The sequence below is a fragment of the Sorangium sp. So ce302 genome (assembly GCF_051530145.1).
In the GTDB taxonomy this organism is placed as follows: domain Bacteria; phylum Myxococcota_A; class Polyangia; order Polyangiales; family Polyangiaceae; genus Sorangium; species Sorangium cellulosum_B.
Window position 1 is genome coordinate 11,578,595 of record NZ_CP150326.1, and the last position, 18,467, is coordinate 11,597,061.

Below are 18,467 nucleotides of genomic sequence, written 5' to 3' on the forward strand. Positions count from 1 at the left end.
TTCGTGACGCCGCACACTCGTACGGTCAGGGCACTTAACAAACCTTCCGAGTAGCGTGAATCCTGCGCCGAACCTCATGCCCAACACCCCGGCCGAGCTCGGGCCCGGGACCGTGTTGGGTCGTTACGAGCTGCTGCTGCCGATCGCAGCAGGCGGCATGGCCATGGTGTGGGCGGCGCGGCTGAAGGGGACGCGCGGCTTCCAGAAGATCGTCGCAGTGAAGACGATGCTGCCGACGCTGTCGGAGGACGACCAGTTCGAGCGCATGTTCCTCTCGGAGGCGTCGCTCGCGTCCCAGATCCGGCACCCGAACGCCGTCGAGATCCTCGACCTCGGCGAGCAGGACGGCGTGCTGTTCCTGGCGATGGAGTGGATCGACGGCATTCCGCTCAACCAGGTGATGAAGGTCGCGAAGCGGCAGACCGGCATGCCGATCCCGATCGCGGTGCGCATCGTGGCGCAGGCCTGCGCCGGCCTGCACGCCGCGCACGAGCTCAAGGACAAGAGCGGCAAGCTCGTCGGCCTGGTGCACCGCGACATCTCCCCGCAGAACATCCTGGTCACGTACAACGGCCTGGCCAAGGTGGTGGACTTCGGCGTGGCCAAGGCCACCGCGCTCAACGACAGCACGACGCAGGCCGGCCAGCTCAAGGGCAAGGTGAGCTACATGGCGCCGGAGCAGGTGCGCGGCGACGCGATCGACCGGCGCGTCGACGTGTTCGCGATGGGCATCGTGCTCTACACGCTCACCACCGGCAAACACCCGTTCCGCAGGGAATCCGAGGGCGCGACGCTGTTCGCCATCTCGTCCACGGACCCGGTGGAGGCGCCGCACGAGTTCCAGGCCGACTACCCGGCGTCGCTCGAGGCCGTGCTGATGCGCGCGCTCGAAAAGGAGCGCGACCAGCGCTACGCCACGGCCAACGAGCTGATGCGAGCGCTCGACAAGGCGCTTCCGCCGGGCCAGCGAGCCACCGACGAGGACGTCGCCAATTTCGTCCGCGAGCTGTTCGAGGACCAGCAGGAGCAAACGCGCGCGGCCCTCACCGAAGCGCTGGAGCGCGCTGACCGCAATCAGCTGAGCAACAACCTGGGCCGCTCCGACGTGACCGGCGCGAGCCCCTCGTCGGTGAGCGCCTTCAGGACCGTCAACCTCCGCGGCGCGGCCCGGGGCGTGGCCGGACAGAGCACGCTCGACGACGAGATCCCGCCGTTCGCGCGCTCCAGGAGCCGCGCGCTGCCCGCCGTCGTGATCCTCGGTCTCCTCGCCGCCGGCGTGCTCGCCGTACTGCTCCGGGGCGCCGACGCGCCCGCCCCTCTTCCTTCCGTCGCCGCGCCCGCCGCCCCGGCGTCAGCCGCCCCGGCGCCCGCGCCTCCCAGGGCGGAGGCGCCCCCTGCGACCGAGCCCGGCGCGCCCCCGGGCGAGCCCTCTGCCTCCGTCTCGGCCAGCGCAGCGCCGGCCCCGGCGCCGACGACGCCGGCTCCGCTCCCGGTGTCACCCGCGCGCGCGACGCCCCGCCGTCCGACCAAGCCCGCCGAGCAGAGCAGCTCGCCGAGCCCGACGCCAACCCCCACGCCGCCCAAGTCGTGGAAGCATGATCCGGGGTTCTAGCACCCCGCTCTGGGCGAACTCGACTCCCTCAGAATGTTCCTGAGAGACTCGCGCCGATCTCGGATCCGCCCGCGACGGGCACGAGCTCGAGCGAGGTTTTCTCGGGCTGCTTTGGCTTCCTGTTCTGAAGAAGCAAGATCGCGGTCGCCGTGCCGACCGCGGCGACGCCGACGCCGAGCGCCACCTGCGCGCCATAGTGATAGAATTTGAGGTCGTCGTAGCGCGACTGCATGGAGGGCGGGCACGACTTGCCGTCCGGGCCGCAGGCGTCTTCCAGATCCTTGAGCGCTCCCTGGCGGAGCCCGAACAACACCCCGGAGCCGATCAGGCTCGCGGCGCCGACGCCCCCGATGACGTACGGCACCACCTTGGACGGCGGCCTCTCCCGCAAGGCGCCCGCCTGGATCAGCAGCTCTTGCGGCAATGCTTCGAGCGTCACCTCGACGCGCGTCACCCCCTCCTCCTTCAGCTCCACCGTCTGTTGGAACGGCCTGTAATTGGGGGCCTTGGCGGTGAGCGCGTGAGGCCCGGGATCGAGCGGCACCTCGACGCCGATGGACGTACCGCCGAGGGCGACGCCGTCGAGCGCAATGGCCGCGGAGGCCGCCCCTTTGCCGCGCACGATGACGAGCTTCGGGATCCGGGCGCGCAGCCGGCCGATCGACTGCTCGACCTCGGCCCGAAAATCGGGCCCCACGGTGTCGGCCTCCGCGAGCGCCAGCTCGTAGCCACCGAGCGCGGTCACGAGCCGCCCCAGATTCTCCTCGCACACGGCGATGTGGAAGCGCACCTGAGGCGTCATCCGCACCTGGCCGACCTCGCGGAACCGCTGCAGCGCCGCGGCCCAGTTGCCCGCTTGCTCGAGCTCTGTCGCCTGCTGAAACTGCGCGCGGGCTTGCTTGAGCTCGTCGGTGTCCTGGGCGAGCGCGGGCGCTTCGAGCAGCAGCAGCACCGCTGCGACGCGGAAAATTCGCGGGAAATTCCTCATGCGGCGCTTGCCATGGTGACTTGACGCCTCCGCTCCTGTCAACGTGGCGGCGCGACCTTCGCAGCGCGCGTCAACATGGCGGCGCGGCTTTCGCCGCGCGACGCCGCACCGCGTCGTGGTCGGAGGTGCGCGCGCGCCGGCGGAGCTTTCGCGCGCGGATCCTGACGCCGCCTTCTCAATTTATGGCCGCGAAATCCGCCAGCGAATGATACTTTTGTCGTTCGATGTCGACCCCTAGCTTTCTGCGTCGCTTCGCGCTGCTCCGCGCGTTCTCGGCCGCCGCGCTGACGGCGGGGATCTTCGCCGCCGCCGCTTCGTGCAGCGTGCCGGACTTCGAGTTCGCGTCGGTATCCGGCCCGCCGGCGCACTGTACGGACGACGCGCAGTCCGACGGCGAGACGGGCCTGAACTGCGGCGGCGAGTGCGATCCATGCCCGCTCGGCTCCGGCTGCGCCGCGAGCCGCGACTGCGCCGAGGGCGAGTGCATCGATGGCGTCTGCCAGGAAGCGGGTTGCATGAACGGCGCCCGCGACGGCTCGGAGTCGGACATCGATTGCGGCGGCAGCTGCGACAAGAAGTGCGCGACCGACCAGACGTGCAACCGGGCCAGCGACTGCGAGAGCGGCGTGTGCCAGGACGGCCAATGCGTCGCGCCGACCTGCACCGACGGGGTGCCCAACGGCACCGAGAGCGACGTGGACTGCGGCGCCGACTGTGGGGGCTGCCAGGACGGCAAGATCTGCCGCTCGAGCGGGGACTGCCTCAGCGACGATTGCATCGACGGGGTGTGCGGCCCCACCTGCCCGGATGGGCACGCCAACTGCGATCGCCTGGCCAAGGGTGAGTGCGAGGTCAACGTCCGCACCGACGCGGACAACTGCGGCAGCTGCGGCCAGAAGTGCGCGCTGCCGCACGCGACGGCCGAGTGCCAGGGCGGCGCCTGCAAGGTCAAGGCGTGCGAAGCGCCCTACGCCGACTGCGACGGCGATCCCGAGAACGGCTGTGAGGTGAACACTGCGACGGACTCGAGCCACTGCGGCGGGTGCGACGAGCTGTGCCCGGCCGCGAACGGCGACGCGTATTGCGAGGCGTCGGAGTGCAAGGTCGAGTGCGACGCGGGCTTCACCGACTGCAACGGCCAGGTCGTCGACGGTTGTGAGAGGGCGACTACCCGTGACGTGTTGCACTGCGGCGGGTGCGGCATCGAGTGCGTGCCCGAGGCGGGCGGCAGGCCCTGGTGCCGCAACGGCGTTTGCGGCGAGACGATTTGCCCGGCCGGCAGGGGCGACTGCAACGGCGACCCCGAGGACAGCTGCGAGGTGAATCTGGCCGCCGATCCGGAGAACTGCGGCACGTGCGGCGGCCTGTGCACGGTCGCCAACGGCACCGGCAAGTGCACGGCCACCGGCTGCGCCATCGGCAGCTGCGAGCCGGGCTTCGCCGACTGCGACGGCAGCTACGACAACGGCTGCGAGACGAGCACGGACACGAGCCTCAGCCACTGCGGCGCCTGCGGCGAGACCTGCACCATCGCCGGCGGCACCCCCAAGTGCGAGGGCGGCGAATGCAAGGTGCGGACGTGCAACAGCGGGATGGGCGACTGCGACGGCAATCCGGACAACGGCTGCGAGACGAACGTCAACTCGAACCAGACCCACTGCGGCGCCTGCGCGGCCGCCGGCGGCGTCAACTGCAACACGATCTACGCGAACGCCACCGCGACCTGCCAGGGCGGCGCGTGCTCCTTCGCCGGCTGCAAGGCGGACTACGGCAACTGCAACAGCTCGCTGACCGACGGCTGCGAGGCCAACATCAGGACCGACGAGGGGCACTGCGGCGCCTGCGGCACCCAGTGCAACACAATCCACACCACCAGCAACCTGTGCCTCGACGGCACCTGCAACCCGGTGTGCACGAGCGCGCAGTACGACGCTTGCGGGGTGCCGAGGAACGGCTGCAACATCGACCTGTGGAGCGACGAGAGCAACTGCCTCGGCTGCAACCTCGTGTGCGAGAGCGGGGCCAGCGCCCACGTCGCCAGCAATCAATGCAGCTCGTCGGGCTGCAACCCGGTGTGCAGCGGCCTGTGGCGCAGCTGCGACGGCAACGGAATGAACGGCTGCGAGAAGGACGTCTCCAGCGACGTCAACGCCTGCGGCGCCTGCAACGCCCGGTGCCTCCAGGCGCACGCGAGCGCCACCGCCTGCACGGCCGGCACCTGCGTGCCCACCTGCGACCCGGGCTGGAAGGCTTGCGGCAACCCCGGCGACGGCTGCACGACCCAGCTCGGCACCGCCAGCAACTGCGGCGACTGCGGCCACGTGTGCTCGGGGACGAGGTCCATCTGCTCGAACGGCAACTGCGTCGTCTCGCCGGACATCGTCGTCGTCAACTCGGGCACGACCGGCACCCTGAGCACCATCGGGAACTCGGCGCCCATCATCAACGTGAGCCACGCCCTGCAGACACCGCGGGACAACGATCGCATGGTCCTTGTCGGGATCGTCGCCTCCGAGAACTCGCTCGTGCCGGTGAGCGTCACCTACGACGGCACGCCGATGACGCTCTTCAACACGCGGCAGGCCGACAACAACTCCGCCGCGCACATCTACTACCTCCTGGACAGCCAGCTTCCGGCCGCCACCGGCAACAAGCCCGTGGTGGTGCAGATGGCGAGCTCGAACACCTGGGGCGTGTACTTCGCCAACGTGGTGGAGCTGAAGGCCGTGCACCAGTCGAACCCGTTCGCGAGCGCCACCACGACCGGCATCCACACCAACACGACGGACTGCGGCGCCAGCGCCGTGCCCCGAGGGGTGACCACCACCTTCAGCGCGAGCGGCTCGTTCGTGTACACGGTGATGGCGGCGCGCAACGGCAACACCGGCGCCACCATCAGCCCCACCGCGGCGACCTCCACCATGAACCGGCGCCTGACCGATCCGACGACCATGGTCGCGCTGGCCGGCTATCTCGTGGCCAACTCCAACACCACCATCTCCTGGACGGTGAGCGGCTGCTACAGCACCGCCGGCGTCGGCGTCGCCGTGCGGCGCGCCAGCGGCGGCTGAGCGCCTCGAGGCGCCACGCTCCTCCCGATGGTGGGGTCATTTGAACATGAAGGCGGGAAGGCGGGAAGAAAATCATCAATGATCTTCCCGACTTCCCGCCTTCATGTGACATCTCTCCGGGCAAATGCCCCCACCACCCGATGACCGGTACCACCTGAAGTCAAAACTATCACGGATACCCGAGCGCCCCCTGCGCTCCCCTATGTAGTTTCCCAGTTGAAAACATTACCGCTCCGACATCCTTCGGCGCTCACGAGAAACGACCCACCTGCGCTCGTCAGAAATGGTCCGGACGGTCGGGCGGGCCCGATCGCTGCCGTGTCGCGCGCCCTCCAGCCGCTGTACCGTGCCGCGCGCGTGTGAGAGGATCGCTCTCGATCATGAAGAGGATCAAGCTCAAGCTCCACAGCGACGAGTACCACCTCAGCGCCGTCGGCTTTCTGTTCGAGGACCCGGCGCCCACCGCGGATCCGGCGGGGGTGAGGCCGTTCTCGATCCGCAACACGGTCTTCCCCGAGTTCGATCTGGATCCAGGCAATTACGTGTTCCGCTTCAGGGTCCGGAACGGAAGCGGCAAGTTCCAGATCTTCGCCTTCGATCCCAAGACGAACCAGAGCACCCGCGCCGAATACGACACGTCGAGCGGCGCCGACTGCCTCACGTTCCGTTTCACGGTGGCGCCGTGAGGGGCGCCCTGCTGCTCCAGCGCGCCGCGGCGCTGCTCTCGCTCACGCTGGCCGCGCCCGCGCTCGCCCAGGGCGCGGGGCAGCCGTCGGCTCCCGTGCCGCCGGGCGCAGCGCCCCCGGCGCCCGTCCGTCCGGCCGCCAGCGCGCCCGGCGCCCCCACGGCGGCCAGCGCCCCCACGGCGCCGGTCCCGTCTGCCGCGCCGAGCACAGGCGCGGCCGTGGCGCCCGCGCAGCCGGGCCGCGCGATTGCGCCGGTCGCCCCGGCCGCGTCGGGCGCTCCCATCGCCCCCATTGCGCCGCTCGCGCCTGCCGGGGGCGCGGCCATCTCGCCAGCCGCCACGGGCCGCGAGCTCGTCTACCTCGTTCCGGTCGGGATCACGGGCAGCTCCGGGGGCGCGGCGCTCGCGCGGGTCGGCTTCGGCGTGCTGGCCGGGTTCGGCGAGGTGACGGATCCGACGGCATGGGATGTGAGCGCCGTGATCGAGGCCGAGGTGGCGGCCGAGGACGGGCTGGCCACGCTGATCGGGTTCTCCGCCACCGACGATGCGGCCCAGACGCCCACCGGCACCCTGCGCCTGTCCGCCTCGTTCGCGCGGCTCGACTTCGAGGGGGAGGGCAGCTCGGCCCATCCCCCGCTGATCCTCTACGTCGGCGGCGCGGTCGGCCGCACCCGGTTCAGCTACCTGGGTCCGGGCCCCGAGCGGCGCGACCAGAGCCTGCCGCCGACCTACGCGCCGCGCGAGCTCACCGCTGTCCCCTGGAGCGTCGGCGCGGCGGCGGTCTACGTCGGCGAGGGCGGGAAGAAGCTCGCGCCCACGCTCGAAGGGCAGATCAAGTTCGACTCGCGCTGGACCGCGTCGGCGGACACGCTCGGGTGGTGCGAGCCCGCGGGCGACGTCGCCCACGGCGTGGATCCGGTCACCCAGTCCACCACCTTCGTCCCTGCCACCCGCTGCCGGCAGGAGGTGCTCGGCGCGCCGGTGCAGAGCCAGGAGCTCACGATCGCGGCGCACGCCGGGCTCGTCGACAAGGTGGCGAACGCCACGTTCCGCGCGGCGCTCGGCGCGAAGGTGGCGGTCGCGCTCAACGACGAGGCGCCCGCCGATGTCCGCCTCAGCCTGCGCGCCCCGGTCCATGTGACGCTGGCGCGCGCGCCGGTGGGGACGGAGTACCGCGGGCTCATCCGGCTGATGCCAGCGCTCAACGTGATCCGTAGCTCGACCGGAGGGACGGACGTCAGCGGCACGCTCGAGATCGCCTTCCTCGGCCAGCGCGCGATGTTCGCCGACAACTACACCGACCTCTGACGTCGGGCCGCGGCACGCCCCTCGCGGCCGCCGCGCCCTTGCCCGCGCAGCGTCGCCGCGGCCTCTCCCGCGAACCCTGCCGCCAGACGCAGCGCCCCGGCCTGGGCGCCTGCCCCGCCCGGCACCTTTCTTGGCCCACCGCGCCAGCATCCGCTACCGACGCACGAGAGCAGCGGAGGTGCACCCGGAAGCAGCATCGGGTGGGCCGCCGCGGCTCGCTAGGGAGACAGCGATGGGCCCGAGCGCAGCGTACAAGGTGGAGGGGCTTGGCGACGGCGTGCCGGCGTCGGGCGGCGCGGAGGGGTGCGGGCAGGGGCAGCTGAGCAGCCTCTGCAGCGCCCCCACGATGCCGTTCACGTCGCACGCCGGCGGCGCGGAGGAGGCACCGGCGGAGTCGAAGCCCTGGTGCATCGACCGCGGCGACTTTCTCGAGGCGATGAGCACGGTCACGCTCTGGCGCGCGCTGGAGCTGGGGGAGCTCCCCCACAGCACGCGCGTCTGGCGCGAAGGGCTCGAGTGCTGGACGCCTGCCGGCGAGGTGAAGGCGCTCGGCTGGACCATTTCCCAGCCGCCCCCGCGCGACGAGGCGCCCGCCCTCTCCGCCGCGGGCGAGGCGCCTGAGTCCACCGGCCCGCTCAGCTTCGCGTTGACGCCGGACGACCTCAGCTCCGTCGCGCCCCGCTTCCACCAGGGCGCCCCCGCGAAGGCGCGCGGCGAGCGCGCCGAGGCCTTCCCCCTCGGCCGGTTCCCGCTGTCCGAAGCCGTGCTGCGGCGGGACAGCCCCTCGCAGCCGATTTCTCTTGATATTCCGTCCTGCTTCCCCACAGCCCCCTCGTCCCCGCCCGACACGCTCCCGAGCGCCGTGGCGCCGAGGCCCGGCGCCGCGAAGCCCGGGCTCGGGCCGGCGCGTGGCGAGCGCGACGCGGATCAGACGCCGCGCGGGCGGGTGTCGGGCGCCTGGTCGCGGCTCGCGCGGCGCGCCCGCGTCTCTCGCGGCGCCGCCGGAGCGGCCGCGGGCAGCGCGGCGCTCGTGCTCGTGCTGGGCCTCTCGGTGCTGAGCGTGGTCGCCCCTGAGGCCTCGCCTGCGAGGCCTGCGGCCGCGCAGGCTGCGCACCTCGGCGTGGCCCAGGGCGTCGCGGCTGCCGCCGCGCAGGTCGCCGTGCCTGCCCCGGACCTCGCCGCGAGCGCCGGCGCTGCGGCGCTTGCTGTGGCGACCCCGGCGCACGACGGCGCGGCGGCCGAAGCGGCCCCGGCGCGCGACGGCGCGGCGGCCGACGCGATCTCGGCGCGCGAGGAAGCGGCCGCGACCCCGGGCGAGGGCACCGGCGCGCCCGCGCTGCCGCTCCACCGGGCGGAGAAGGCCTCGGCGTCCAGCGCGAAGCCGGCGCCGTCGGGTCGCCGCGAGCGCGGGCAGTTCCGCCTGAGGCGAGGCCGATCCGAGGCGGACGCCACGCGCGGCATCAGTTATCCGTCCCGCAGAGCCGACTCATGGATCGGGACGGGTGCCATCCTGCGCGACTCGCGCTAAGGTGCGCGCCGCGCGGCGGTCGGCTCCGTCCCGCAGCACTCCGGCGTCGTTCAAGGGCAGGACGGGGGACTTTGAATCCCCTAATCGTGGTTCGAATCCACGCGCCGGAACCATCGAGCCCCCGCGCCCTCTGAGGGGGGTCATGGCGGTCGATGTCCATCGCGTCGGCGGGGGCGCCTCGGGCGAGGTCGCACCGCCTCGCGGGTGCGTCCTGCGCCGTCACCTGCTCGCTATTGTCTGGCGCGGTCGAGCCGGGGTTGTTTACCGTGGTCTCACCGAGGGCTCTGCGCCTGCCACGCGGCGTGCGCGAGCCCCTGGCTCCTGGAGGACCGGACGGCGTGGCGAGCGATGAAGGGGCCCGCGGACGCGGAGCCCCTACCCATGTAGATGCGAACCGCGGAGGCGGCTCTCCGCCCCCTGCGGGCGCGGAGCTCGGACGCGCGTCGGCGGCGCCGCTCGAGGCGGGCGAGGCGCAGTTCATCGCGCGGCTCGTCGCGCGTGACGAGAGCGCGTTCAACGAGCTCGTGATCATGTACGAGCGCCGCGTGTTCGCGCTCGTCTACCGCATGCTCGGCCGGCGTGACGAGGCCGAGGACGTGTCCCAGGAAGTCTTCGTGCAGGTCTTCAAGGCGATCGATCAGTTCCGCGGCGAATCGAAGCTCTCGACGTGGATTTATCGGATCGCCGTGAATCTCTGCAAGAACCGGACGAAGTACCTCTCGCGGCGGCACGCTGGCGCCCAGGACGACGTCGACGCCATGGCCGAGCGGGTGCCGCTGTCCGCGGCCAAGGGCGTGAGCGTCGGCGACGTGAGCCGCCCTGACGAGCTGGTGGAGGGGATGCAGCTCGAGGCGGTCGTGAAGCGCGCCATCGGGCAGCTCGATCCCGAGTTCCGGGAGGCGCTCATCCTTCGCGACGTGGAGGACATGTCGTACGAAGAGATCGCCTCGGTCACGGGTTTGCCGGACGGGACGGTGAAGAGCCGGATTCATCGCGCGCGCGGCCAGCTCCGCGCGCTGGTCGAGAAGATGATGGGCGAGAAGGTGAGAGGCGGGAAATGAGCGGAGCGGACGACCCGAAGCGCACGGGGCGAGCCGATGAGCCGGCCGCTTCGGGCGCGGAGAGCGGCAGCCGTCCCTCGGCTCCCCCCGTGGAGCGCCCGCCCGCCGCCGCCGCGCCCCTGCGCGACCTTCCCGAGGACGGCGATCTCCCCGAGGACGGCGATCTCCCCGAGGACGGCGACTTGCCGCTCGTCGACGAGCTGGATCTGCGCGAGCTGGTCCGAGGGGCGATGCGTCCGCCGCCCGCGGCGCCGCCGAGCCTTCTCCGCGGCGTGCAGCGCCGGATCCGGGTGCGCTCGCGGGGGAAGTTCTACGGCGACGGCTGGAGCACCGCGCGTTCGCCGCGCTCGACCTACCTGATGACGAGCCTCTTCATGCTCGCCCTCATCGCCTTCGTCTTCCTGGTACTCATTCCCTGGAGCGGCGGCGCCCTGCCCTGATCACCGCCGCCGAGCGGCGGTCACTGGGTCCAACGAACGAGGACGCAGGTCACGTTGTCGGGGCCGCCGTTCTCGTTGGCGCGCTCGATCATCTTGGCGGTCGCGACCTGGATGTCCTGATGCTCCGTCAGGATCTGGGTCATCTCCAGGTCGCTCACCGGGCCGGAGAGCCCGTCCGAGCAGAGGACGTACGTGTCGTTCAGCTGCGGCACCTCGAAGCGGGTGTCGACCTTGACCGTGTCCTTCATCCCGAGCGCGCGCACGATCACGTTCTTGTGCGGGAAGTTCGCGATCTCCTCGGGCGTGAGCCGCTTCATCTTGATGTAGTCGTTGAGGAGCGAGTGGTCCTCGGTGAGCATCTCGAGCCGGCCCTCGCGGAAGCGGTAGACCCGGCTGTCGCCGACGTGGGCGACGTAGACGCCGTCGTTCGCCGTGAAGATGCCGACGAACGTCGTCCCCATTCCCCGCTTCTTCGCCTCGCGCTGCGCGGTCTCGTAGATCCGCAGGTTGGCGAGCTTGATCCCCGTGATCAGCCGGTTCTCTTCGTAGCCCTTGGACCGGTCCATCTTGTAGGGCCAGGTCCGCTCCGGGTCGTCCTGCGTCTGGGCGAAGAAGTCCTGCATCGCGTCGACCGCCATCTTCGACGCGACCTCGCCCGACGCATGCCCCCCCATTCCATCGGCGACCATGAAGAGGCCGTACTCCACCATGATGCCGAAGTTGTCCTCGTTGTGGTTGCGCTTGCGCCCGACGTTCGTCTCGCCGGCCACTTCGATTCGAAACGTTTGGGACACGGATCACCCGATCGATGGCCCCGCGCGAGGCGCGAGGTTGAATGAGAACCGCGAGCGCGCCCGTCCGAGCCGCTCGAGCCCGATCCTGGAGGTTCGGTTGACGGGGTGTCAACCGGATCGGGCCCGAGCGCCGAGCTTATAGAATCCGCGCGCGGCCCCGCATCAGTTTTTTCTTACTTGCGGTACTCCTCGGTCGACTTGCCGCTCGAGCTCGGCGGCGGGAGCTCGGCCTCCGGCCGCTTCGCCGCGGGGGCCGACGGATCCGGCGCAGCGCGGAGCACGACCGTGACCTGCCGGTACTTCCCGCGGCTCAGCAAGGTGAGCGGGACCTTCTCGCCGACCGCGTGCGTCCGGATCGCGTCGGAGAGCGCCTCGGGGCTGGTGACGGGCACGCCGTCGACGGCGAGGATCATGTCGCTCTCCGCGCGATCGCCGCCCGTCAAGCGGGCCTCGTCCGCAGGGCTCTCGGGGTGCACCACGGTGACCCGGACCCCCTTCGCGACCGGCGCCGCCGCGCTGACGCCCTGGATCCCGAGCCACGCCGCGGGCGGCACGGCATCCTTCGGCACCGCGCGAAGGAACGCCCTGACCGCGCTGATCGGCACGCCGAAGGCGACGGGCGTGCAGGGCTTGCCCTCGTTCGGGGCGCAGCCGCGGCCCAGGATCGCGACCACGCGGCCGTCCTCGTCGATGATGGGCGCGCCCAGATCGAGCGGCGAGACGCGCGACCCGAGCTCGATCGCGCGCTCGAGCGGCCGGTCGTCGCCGCCGATCAGCGTCTTGTGCGATCGCAGCACGAGCGCGGTGGCCGCGACCTTGCCGCGCGCCGCCGAGAACGAGCGGATCTGCGCGTCCGGCCGCACCGGATCGCGCGACGAGGCGGTGAGCCCCTCGGCCCACTTGCCGGTCTGCGGCACGAGCAGCGCGAGATCCCACACGCGGTCGTGGTGGCCGAGCTTCACCCGCACGGTGGTCCCGTCGGCGAGGCGCGCCGTGAGGTCGTTGCCCGCGCCGAGCGGCGAGAGCGCCGTCAGGATGCGCCCGTCGCCGGCGAGCGCCGCGCCGAGGCCGACGACCTGCCCGCCGCGCTCGATGACCACCACGCCGCGCGCGGCGCGCTCCTCCACCGGCGGCTCCGCCTTGTCCTTCTCGGCCGGCCCCCCCTTCGGCTCGGCGGCGACCGCCTTCTTCTCCTTCTCGCCCGCGCTGGCCCGGGTCGGGAGCACCACCCGCTTGCCGGCCGGCGGGGCTTCACCCTCCCCCTGAGCCTGCGCCTCGCCGGGCGCGCCCTGCGCGAGCGCCGCGGGGGCGGCGAGCGCTGCGGCGGCGGACACGGCAGCGGCGAGCGCCAGCGACCGTCTCCATCGCTTCACACGCGACCTGTCAACGGGATCGCTCGGCGCCGCGCCCCGGGGCGCGGCGGCGTTTGTGACACCAGGCGGGCTTGTCTCGTTCATAAGCGCGGCTCCTGAGGCGACGGCCGATTCTGCTGCGGCGGGGATCGCATTGCAAAAGGCAAAGGCCGGACCGCGCTGTACCGTGGGATCGGGCACCGGAGTCCGCCGGGGGCGGGGGGCGAAAAAAAAATCCGGTCACGAACTCGGGGGACGGGGGCACATGGCCGGCGATGAGGCAGCGATGGCAGCTGGGTTAGCGCTCGTTGGGTCGGAGGGCGACGCGCGGGCCGACGAGGCGCGCGCGATCGAGGGGCTGATCGGGGCAGGCGACTTCCGGGAAGCGCTGTCGCGGTGTGCGAAGGCCTACGCCATGCCGCTGGGCCGGCTGTGCATGGCGTTCACGGGGTCGCAGGCCGAGAGCGAGGAGCTGGTGCAGGAGACGCTGCTCGCGGCGTTCGATGCGTTCCCGCAGTACCGCGCCGAGGGGAGCGTGCGGGCCTGGCTCTTCGGGATCGCGCGGCGCCTCTGCGGGCGGCACACGGAGCTCAGGGCGCGGCGCGAGGCGCGGCTTCGCCTCGTCCACGACACCCGGCCGCGGCCCGACGCGAGCGAGCTCGCCGCGGAGCGCGAGCGGGCCGAGCGCGCCCGCGCCGCGCTCTCGCGGCTCAAGCCGAGCGAGCGCGAGGCGGTGGTGCTGCGCTTCGAGGCAGGCCTCTCCTTCAAGGAGGTGGCCATCGCGTGCGGGATCGACGAGGCGGCGGCGCGGAAGCGGGTGAGCCGCGCGCTTTCGCGGCTCAGGGCCGAGCTGGGCGAGGAGTGAGGGCGATGGGCGCGACAGAGACGGGTTCGGTTGGGCTTTGCGACGAGGTCGAGGAGCAGCTCGCGGAGGTGCTCGACGGGACGGCGCGGCCGGCGCTGTACGAGCACATCGCCGGCTGCGACGCGTGCCGCGATCTCCGCCACGACGCAGCGCGCGCCGCGGAGGTCGCCGCGGCGGCGGGCGCGGACTTCCGGCCGGCAGACGGATTCGCAGACGCGCTGCTCCGGCGGATCGAGGCGGCGCGCCCCTCGGAGGGCGCGACGAGCGGCGCGGTCCTGAAGGTGGCGGCCGACGAGCAACACGGCGCCGCAGGCGCGCGATCCGGCGTGACCGAGGGGCGATCGGACATCGCCGAAGGGCGATCGGACATCGCCGAAGGGCGATCGGACATCGCCGAAGGACGATCGGACATCGCTGAAGGACGATCCGACATCGCCGAAGGGCGATCGGACACCGCTGAAGCCCGATCCGACATCGCCGAGCAGCGATCCGACATCGCCGAGCGACGATCGGACACCGCTGAAGCCCGATCCGACATCGCCGAGCAGCGATCCGACACGGCCGACGTCCGATCCGGCACCACCGAAGAGCGTTCCCCTACGCCCAGGCCGCGTTCCGACACTTCCGGAGCGCGATCCGGCGCGGCCGAGGCGCGCACGGGCGGACCGCGCTCCACGATGCCGGAGCGAACCGCGCCGGCAGCGCGCCGCATGGCCTTCGGGCGGCGCTCGGCCTTCGCCGCCGCCGCCCTGGCCGCGGCGGCGGCGGTAGCGGCGGGGGTCGCCCTGCGGCGCGGCGGCGAAACGACGGCGGCGTCCGTCGCCGCGGCGGCCGGGGCGCCGTGGTCCGGCAAGGTCGCCTCGGTGTCGCGCGCGTCGGCCGACAGGTCGGGCGGCCTCGAGGCGTGCGACGCCGCGGGCGCCTGCGCGCCGCTCGCCGCGGGCGCCGCGCTCCCGGAGGGCGCGACCCTGCGCACCGACGCGCGGACGCGCGCCCACCTGTCGCTCGCGGACGGCTCCGCGCTCGCCATCGACCGCGGCTCCCGCGTGTGGATCGCCGGCGACGGCCGCCGCGCGCGCGTCGACGAGGGCGCCGTCGTCCTCGACGTCACCCCGGCCCCCGGCGCGCCGCCCGCGCGCATCGAGGTGCCGCACGGCCAGATCGAGGTGCTCGGGACCAAGCTCGCGATCACCGCGGGCGCCGCGCGCGCCTCGGTCGAGGTGGCCCGCGGCGCCGTGCGCGTCACCGGCGAGCGCGGCGAGCCCGTCGAGGTGCGCGCCGGCGAGGAGGCGACGCTCGCGAAGGGCGCCGCGCCCGAGGTCGCGAGCGCGACGTCGCTCGCCGACACGCTCGAGTGGAGCGACCGCTCCGCCGAGGAGGCCGACGCCCCGGCGCTCCGCGGCCTCGGCGAGCTCAGGGCGCGCAGGCCGGGCGCGACGCAGGAGAAAGAGCGGGCCGTCCGGCTCGCCAGGCACGCCGTCAAGGTGCGGATCGTCGACGTCGTCGCCAGGACCGAGATCGACGAGACCTTCGCCAACGACACCGACGAGGAGCTCGAGGGCATCTTCCGGTTCCCGCTCCCGCCGGGCGCGCAGATCGAGCGGCTCGCGCTCGAGGTGGACGGCAAGCTCGTCGAGGGCGCGTTCGTCGATCGCGATCGCGGGGCCGCGATCTGGCGCGGCGTCCTCCAGAACGCCGCCCCCAAGGCGCCCAAGCCGCGCGAGGAGATCATCTGGGTCCCCGGCCCGTGGCGCGACCCCGCGCTGCTCGAGTGGCAGCGGGGCGGCCGGTTCGAGCTGCGCATCTTCCCCATCCCGAAGCGCGGCTCGCGGCGCGTCGTGCTCACCTACACGCAGCTCGTCGAGCAGGCCGGCGGCGTCCGGCGCTTCACCTACCCGCTCGCCCACGACCAGAGCGGCACGACGAACATCGGCGACTTCTCGCTCGACGTGCAGGTGCTCGGCCACGACCGGGAGTTCGGCGTCGCGACGCGCGGCTACGATCTCGCCGCCGCGCCCGCGGACGGCGCGGCCGACCGCCGCACGCTGGAGGCCCGCGGGTTCACGCCGGCCGGCGACCTCACGGTCGAGTACGCGCTCCCCGATCGCGACCGGCCCGTCACCGCTTGGGCCTACAGGATGCCCCCCGCCCCGGCGCCGGCCACGCCACCCGCGGCCTCCCAGGCGCGGCGCGGCGCGGCCGGCGCGGCCGGAACGTCGAAGCGCGACGGCGCGGAGCACGAGGCCTCCCTCGCCGCGGCGCAGGCCATCGCGAGCGACACGTCGCCGTACGTCGCGATCGCGATCCGGCCCCGGCTCCCCCGGTGGCAGGAGTCGACCTCGCGGCGCCACGCGATCGTCGTCGACTCGAGCCGATCCATGGTCGGCGAGCGGTTCGCCCGCGCGACGCGGCTCGCCTCGTCGCTCGTCCGCGAGATGGACCGGCGCGACGAGGTCGTCGTGCTCGCGTGCGACACCCTCTGCCGCTCGCTCGGAGACGCCGGCCAGGGCGGCGCCGCGCGCCCCATGGCCCCCGGCGCCGCCTCGGCGGGCGAGGTCGAGCGCTTCCTCGGCGGCATCGAGCCCGACGGCGGCAGCGATCTCGCCGCGGCGATGATCGCGGCGCGCGCGGCCGCCGGCCCGCTCGACGGCAAGGAGCTCCGGATCATCTACCTCGGCGACGGCACGCCCTCGGTCGGCCCGACGCGCCCCGCCCACATCGAGGCCGCGGTGCGCGGCGCGGTCCCCGCGGACGGCGCCGCCGCGGTGGTCGCGGTCGCGCTCGGGAGCGACGCGGACACCACGTCGCTCAGGGCGCTCGCGCGGGGCGGCGGCGGGGTGATGGTCCCCTACGTGCCCGGCCAGAAGGTCGCGAGCGCGGCGCAGTCGGTCCTCGGCGCGGCGTACGGCCTCGCGCTGCGCGATCCCGAGATCGAGCTCCCGCCCGGCCTGACCCAGGTCACGCCGGCGCGGCTCGACCCGATCCGCGCCGGCGGCGAGGCGCTCGTCGTGGCGCGGATGAGCTCCGGGGCCGACGTGAGCGGCGCGATCCGCCTCCGCGGCCGCGTCTCGGGCGAGCGCTTCGAGCAGAGCTACCCCGTCAACATCGTCGCCACGACCGGCGCGGGCAACGCCTTCGTCCCGCGCCTCTACGCCGCGGCGAAGATCGCGGAGCTCGAGGAGACCGGCGGCGACGCGCAGAAGCCCGCCATCATCGAGCTGTCGCGGCGCTTCTCGGTGGCGAGCCGGTTCACCTCGCTGCTCGTCCTGGAGAGCGAGGCGATGTTCAAGGCGTTCGGCCTCGATCGGGACGGCATCACCTCCGCCTTCACGGGCGAGGAGCAGGCCGAGCGCGTGAGCGCGAGCGCCGAGGGGGAGGAGCCCGGCGACGCGGCGGACGAGGGCGCCGAGGAGAAGGGCGACGCGCTCGGGGCGGGCCTCGGCCTGTCGGGCAGCGGCAGGGGCGGCGGCGGCTCCGGCTGGCCGGACGCCGCGCCGGCCGCGAAGGCGGAGTCTCGCACGTCGGCCGGCGCCCGCCCGGCGTCGCCCGCCAAGCGACGATTCCAAAAGTTCGATCCCCTTTCGGGCTCGCTCGACGACATGCCTGCGCCGGCGCCGGCGCCGACGGCCGCCGCGCCCGCGGAGCCGAAGCCGGCGCCCCCGCTGGACGAGCGCGCCCGGAGATCGCGCGACGACGGCCTCGTCGCCGCCGAGGAGTGGTCGCGCCCGCCGCCGTCGCGGCGGATGATCCCGATGCGCCGGGTGTTCGATCGCAAGGTGAGCTTTGACGCGACGAACACGCTCGCGCCCGAGAGCGCCGCGAAGACCGCGGCCGCCGAGGCGGCGCTCGCGGCGGCCCCGGACAGCCGCGACAGGACGGCGGGCCTCTACGCGCTCTACGCCACGACCGGCCGCCTCGGCGAGGCCCAGGAGCTGACCGCGCGCTGGAGCGGGCGCGACGCGCTCGATCCCGACGCGCTCATCGCCCGCGCCGACCTCGCGGCGCGGCAGGGCCAGCGCGACCGCGCCGCGCGCATCCTCGGCGGCCTCGCCGACGTGCGCCCCGGCGACCGGGCCACCCAGGCGCGGCTCGCCGAGCTCTGGGACGCCGCGGGGCGGCCCGCGTTCGCGTGCCAGCACCGGGTGGCGCTCGCCGACCTCGCGCCCGCCGACGCGAAGCTCGTCGCCGCCGCGATCCGGTGCGCCGGCGAGGGCGGCATGAGCGAGCTCGCGAGCCAGCTCCGCCTCGACGCGACCTCCGCCCTCCGCGCGGAGATCGACCGGCGGCTCGCGCAGCCGGACGCGGCGCCGGCCGCCGACCTGCCCGGCGACGTGCGGCTCAGCGCCGAGTGGACCGGCGGCGCCGACCTCGACCTCTCCCTCATCGACGCGCAGGGGCGGCGCGTCTCGTGGATGGGCGCGACCCTCCCGTCGGTGGGTGTGCGCTCGCGCGACGCGACGAGCACGCGTTCGGAGTCCCTCGCCCTGCGGAGCCTCCCCAAGGGGAGCTACGTCGTCGAGATCGCGCGCGCGTCGGCCGAGGAGGGCGCCGGCGCCTCGAGCCCCGGGGCCAGCGCGCCGGGCCCGGTCCGCGGCGAGCTCACCCTGCGCCTCGCGGGAGAGACCCGCAAGGTGCCCTTCACGCTCGACGGCGCGCGCCTCGAGCTCGGCACGGTGCGCGTCTTCTTCACCTCCCGCCTGGTGCCGGTCGACGGCCTGGCGGCCCCGCCGTTCTGAGGAAACTGACGAAACTGACGAAACTGA

Annotated in this window: 12 protein-coding genes and 1 tRNA gene; 10 read left to right on the plus strand and 3 right to left on the minus strand. The window is 73.3% G+C overall.

The window, feature by feature from the left end:
- Positions 1 to 76: 76 nt before the first annotated feature.
- Complete coding sequence (locus WME73_RS43785; RefSeq protein ID WP_437913466.1) at positions 77 to 1,612, plus strand: serine/threonine-protein kinase; 1,536 nt, start codon at positions 77 to 79, stop codon at positions 1,610 to 1,612.
- A 28-nt stretch (positions 1,613 to 1,640) separates the two neighbouring features.
- Here the strand turns inward: WME73_RS43785 and WME73_RS43790 are convergent, their stop codons facing one another.
- Complete coding sequence (locus WME73_RS43790; RefSeq protein WP_437742226.1) at positions 1,641 to 2,600, minus strand: PEGA domain-containing protein; 960 nt, start codon at positions 2,598 to 2,600, stop codon at positions 1,641 to 1,643.
- A 224-nt stretch (positions 2,601 to 2,824) separates the two neighbouring features.
- Here WME73_RS43790 and WME73_RS43795 point away from each other — a divergent pair, with 224 nt between their 5' ends.
- The 7 genes from WME73_RS43795 (at position 2,825) to WME73_RS43825 (ending at position 10,693) form a co-directional block, all read left to right on the plus strand.
- On the plus strand, positions 2,825 to 5,671 hold the full coding sequence (locus WME73_RS43795; RefSeq protein WP_437913467.1) for a hypothetical protein: 2,847 nt from the start codon (positions 2,825 to 2,827) through the stop codon (positions 5,669 to 5,671).
- A gap of 380 nt (positions 5,672 to 6,051) precedes the next feature.
- Complete coding sequence (locus tag WME73_RS43800; protein ID WP_437742229.1) at positions 6,052 to 6,357, plus strand: hypothetical protein; 306 nt, start codon at positions 6,052 to 6,054, stop codon at positions 6,355 to 6,357.
- The gene (locus tag WME73_RS43805) at positions 6,354 to 7,664 is read left to right on the plus strand and encodes a hypothetical protein (protein WP_437913468.1); all 1,311 of its coding nucleotides are present in this window, start codon (positions 6,354 to 6,356) and stop codon (positions 7,662 to 7,664) included. The genes WME73_RS43800 and WME73_RS43805 overlap by 4 nt, the downstream gene beginning before the upstream one ends.
- A gap of 232 nt (positions 7,665 to 7,896) precedes the next feature.
- Positions 7,897 to 9,192 carry a hypothetical protein gene (locus WME73_RS43810; RefSeq protein WP_437913469.1) on the plus strand — a complete coding sequence of 432 codons (1,296 nt, stop codon included), beginning with the start codon at positions 7,897 to 7,899 and terminating at the stop codon, positions 9,190 to 9,192.
- 39 nt (positions 9,193 to 9,231) lie between these two features.
- Positions 9,232 to 9,305, plus strand: a tRNA-Gln gene (locus tag WME73_RS43815).
- Positions 9,306 to 9,530: 225 nt separating this feature from the next.
- Positions 9,531 to 10,253 (plus strand): sigma-70 family RNA polymerase sigma factor, encoded by a 723-nt coding sequence (locus WME73_RS43820; RefSeq protein ID WP_437742232.1) that lies wholly within the window; start codon positions 9,531 to 9,533, stop codon positions 10,251 to 10,253.
- Positions 10,250 to 10,693 carry a hypothetical protein gene (locus WME73_RS43825; protein ID WP_437742233.1) on the plus strand — a complete coding sequence of 148 codons (444 nt, stop codon included), beginning with the start codon at positions 10,250 to 10,252 and terminating at the stop codon, positions 10,691 to 10,693. Before WME73_RS43820 ends, WME73_RS43825 begins: the two co-directional genes overlap by 4 nt.
- 20 nt (positions 10,694 to 10,713) lie before the next feature.
- Here WME73_RS43825 and WME73_RS43830 read toward each other — a convergent pair whose 3' ends face one another.
- Complete coding sequence (locus WME73_RS43830) at positions 10,714 to 11,487, minus strand: Stp1/IreP family PP2C-type Ser/Thr phosphatase (RefSeq protein ID WP_012240508.1); 774 nt, start codon at positions 11,485 to 11,487, stop codon at positions 10,714 to 10,716.
- Positions 11,488 to 11,660: 173 nt separating this feature from the next.
- Positions 11,661 to 12,860 (minus strand): S1C family serine protease, encoded by a 1,200-nt coding sequence (locus tag WME73_RS43835; protein WP_437913470.1) that lies wholly within the window; start codon positions 12,858 to 12,860, stop codon positions 11,661 to 11,663.
- 265 nt (positions 12,861 to 13,125) lie between these two features.
- Here WME73_RS43835 and WME73_RS43840 point away from each other — a divergent pair, with 265 nt between their 5' ends.
- Positions 13,126 to 13,704 carry an RNA polymerase sigma factor gene (locus WME73_RS43840; RefSeq protein ID WP_437527665.1) on the plus strand — a complete coding sequence of 193 codons (579 nt, stop codon included), beginning with the start codon at positions 13,126 to 13,128 and terminating at the stop codon, positions 13,702 to 13,704.
- 5 nt (positions 13,705 to 13,709) lie between these two features.
- Positions 13,710 to 18,440: a VIT domain-containing protein gene (locus WME73_RS43845; protein ID WP_437913471.1), complete on the plus strand. Its 4,731-nt coding sequence runs from the start codon at positions 13,710 to 13,712 to the stop codon at positions 18,438 to 18,440.
- The last annotated feature ends 27 nt before the right edge of the window (positions 18,441 to 18,467 follow it).

What these genes read in the sequence shown, in the direction of transcription:
- WME73_RS43785 (WP_437913466.1), top strand. Translation starts at nt 77, where the DNA reads ATGCCCAACACCCCGGCCGAGCTCGGGCCCGGGACCGTGTTGGGTCGT.
- WME73_RS43790 (WP_437742226.1), bottom strand. Translation starts at nt 2,600, where the DNA reads ATGAGGAATTTCCCGCGAATTTTCCGCGTCGCAGCGGTGCTGCTGCTG.
- WME73_RS43795 (WP_437913467.1), top strand. Translation starts at nt 2,825, where the DNA reads ATGTCGACCCCTAGCTTTCTGCGTCGCTTCGCGCTGCTCCGCGCGTTC.
- WME73_RS43800 (WP_437742229.1), top strand. Translation starts at nt 6,052, where the DNA reads ATGAAGAGGATCAAGCTCAAGCTCCACAGCGACGAGTACCACCTCAGC.
- WME73_RS43810 (WP_437913469.1), top strand. Translation starts at nt 7,897, where the DNA reads ATGGGCCCGAGCGCAGCGTACAAGGTGGAGGGGCTTGGCGACGGCGTG.
- WME73_RS43825 (WP_437742233.1), top strand. Translation starts at nt 10,250, where the DNA reads ATGAGCGGAGCGGACGACCCGAAGCGCACGGGGCGAGCCGATGAGCCG.
- WME73_RS43840 (WP_437527665.1), top strand. Translation starts at nt 13,126, where the DNA reads ATGGCAGCTGGGTTAGCGCTCGTTGGGTCGGAGGGCGACGCGCGGGCC.
- WME73_RS43845 (WP_437913471.1), top strand. Translation starts at nt 13,710, where the DNA reads ATGGGCGCGACAGAGACGGGTTCGGTTGGGCTTTGCGACGAGGTCGAG.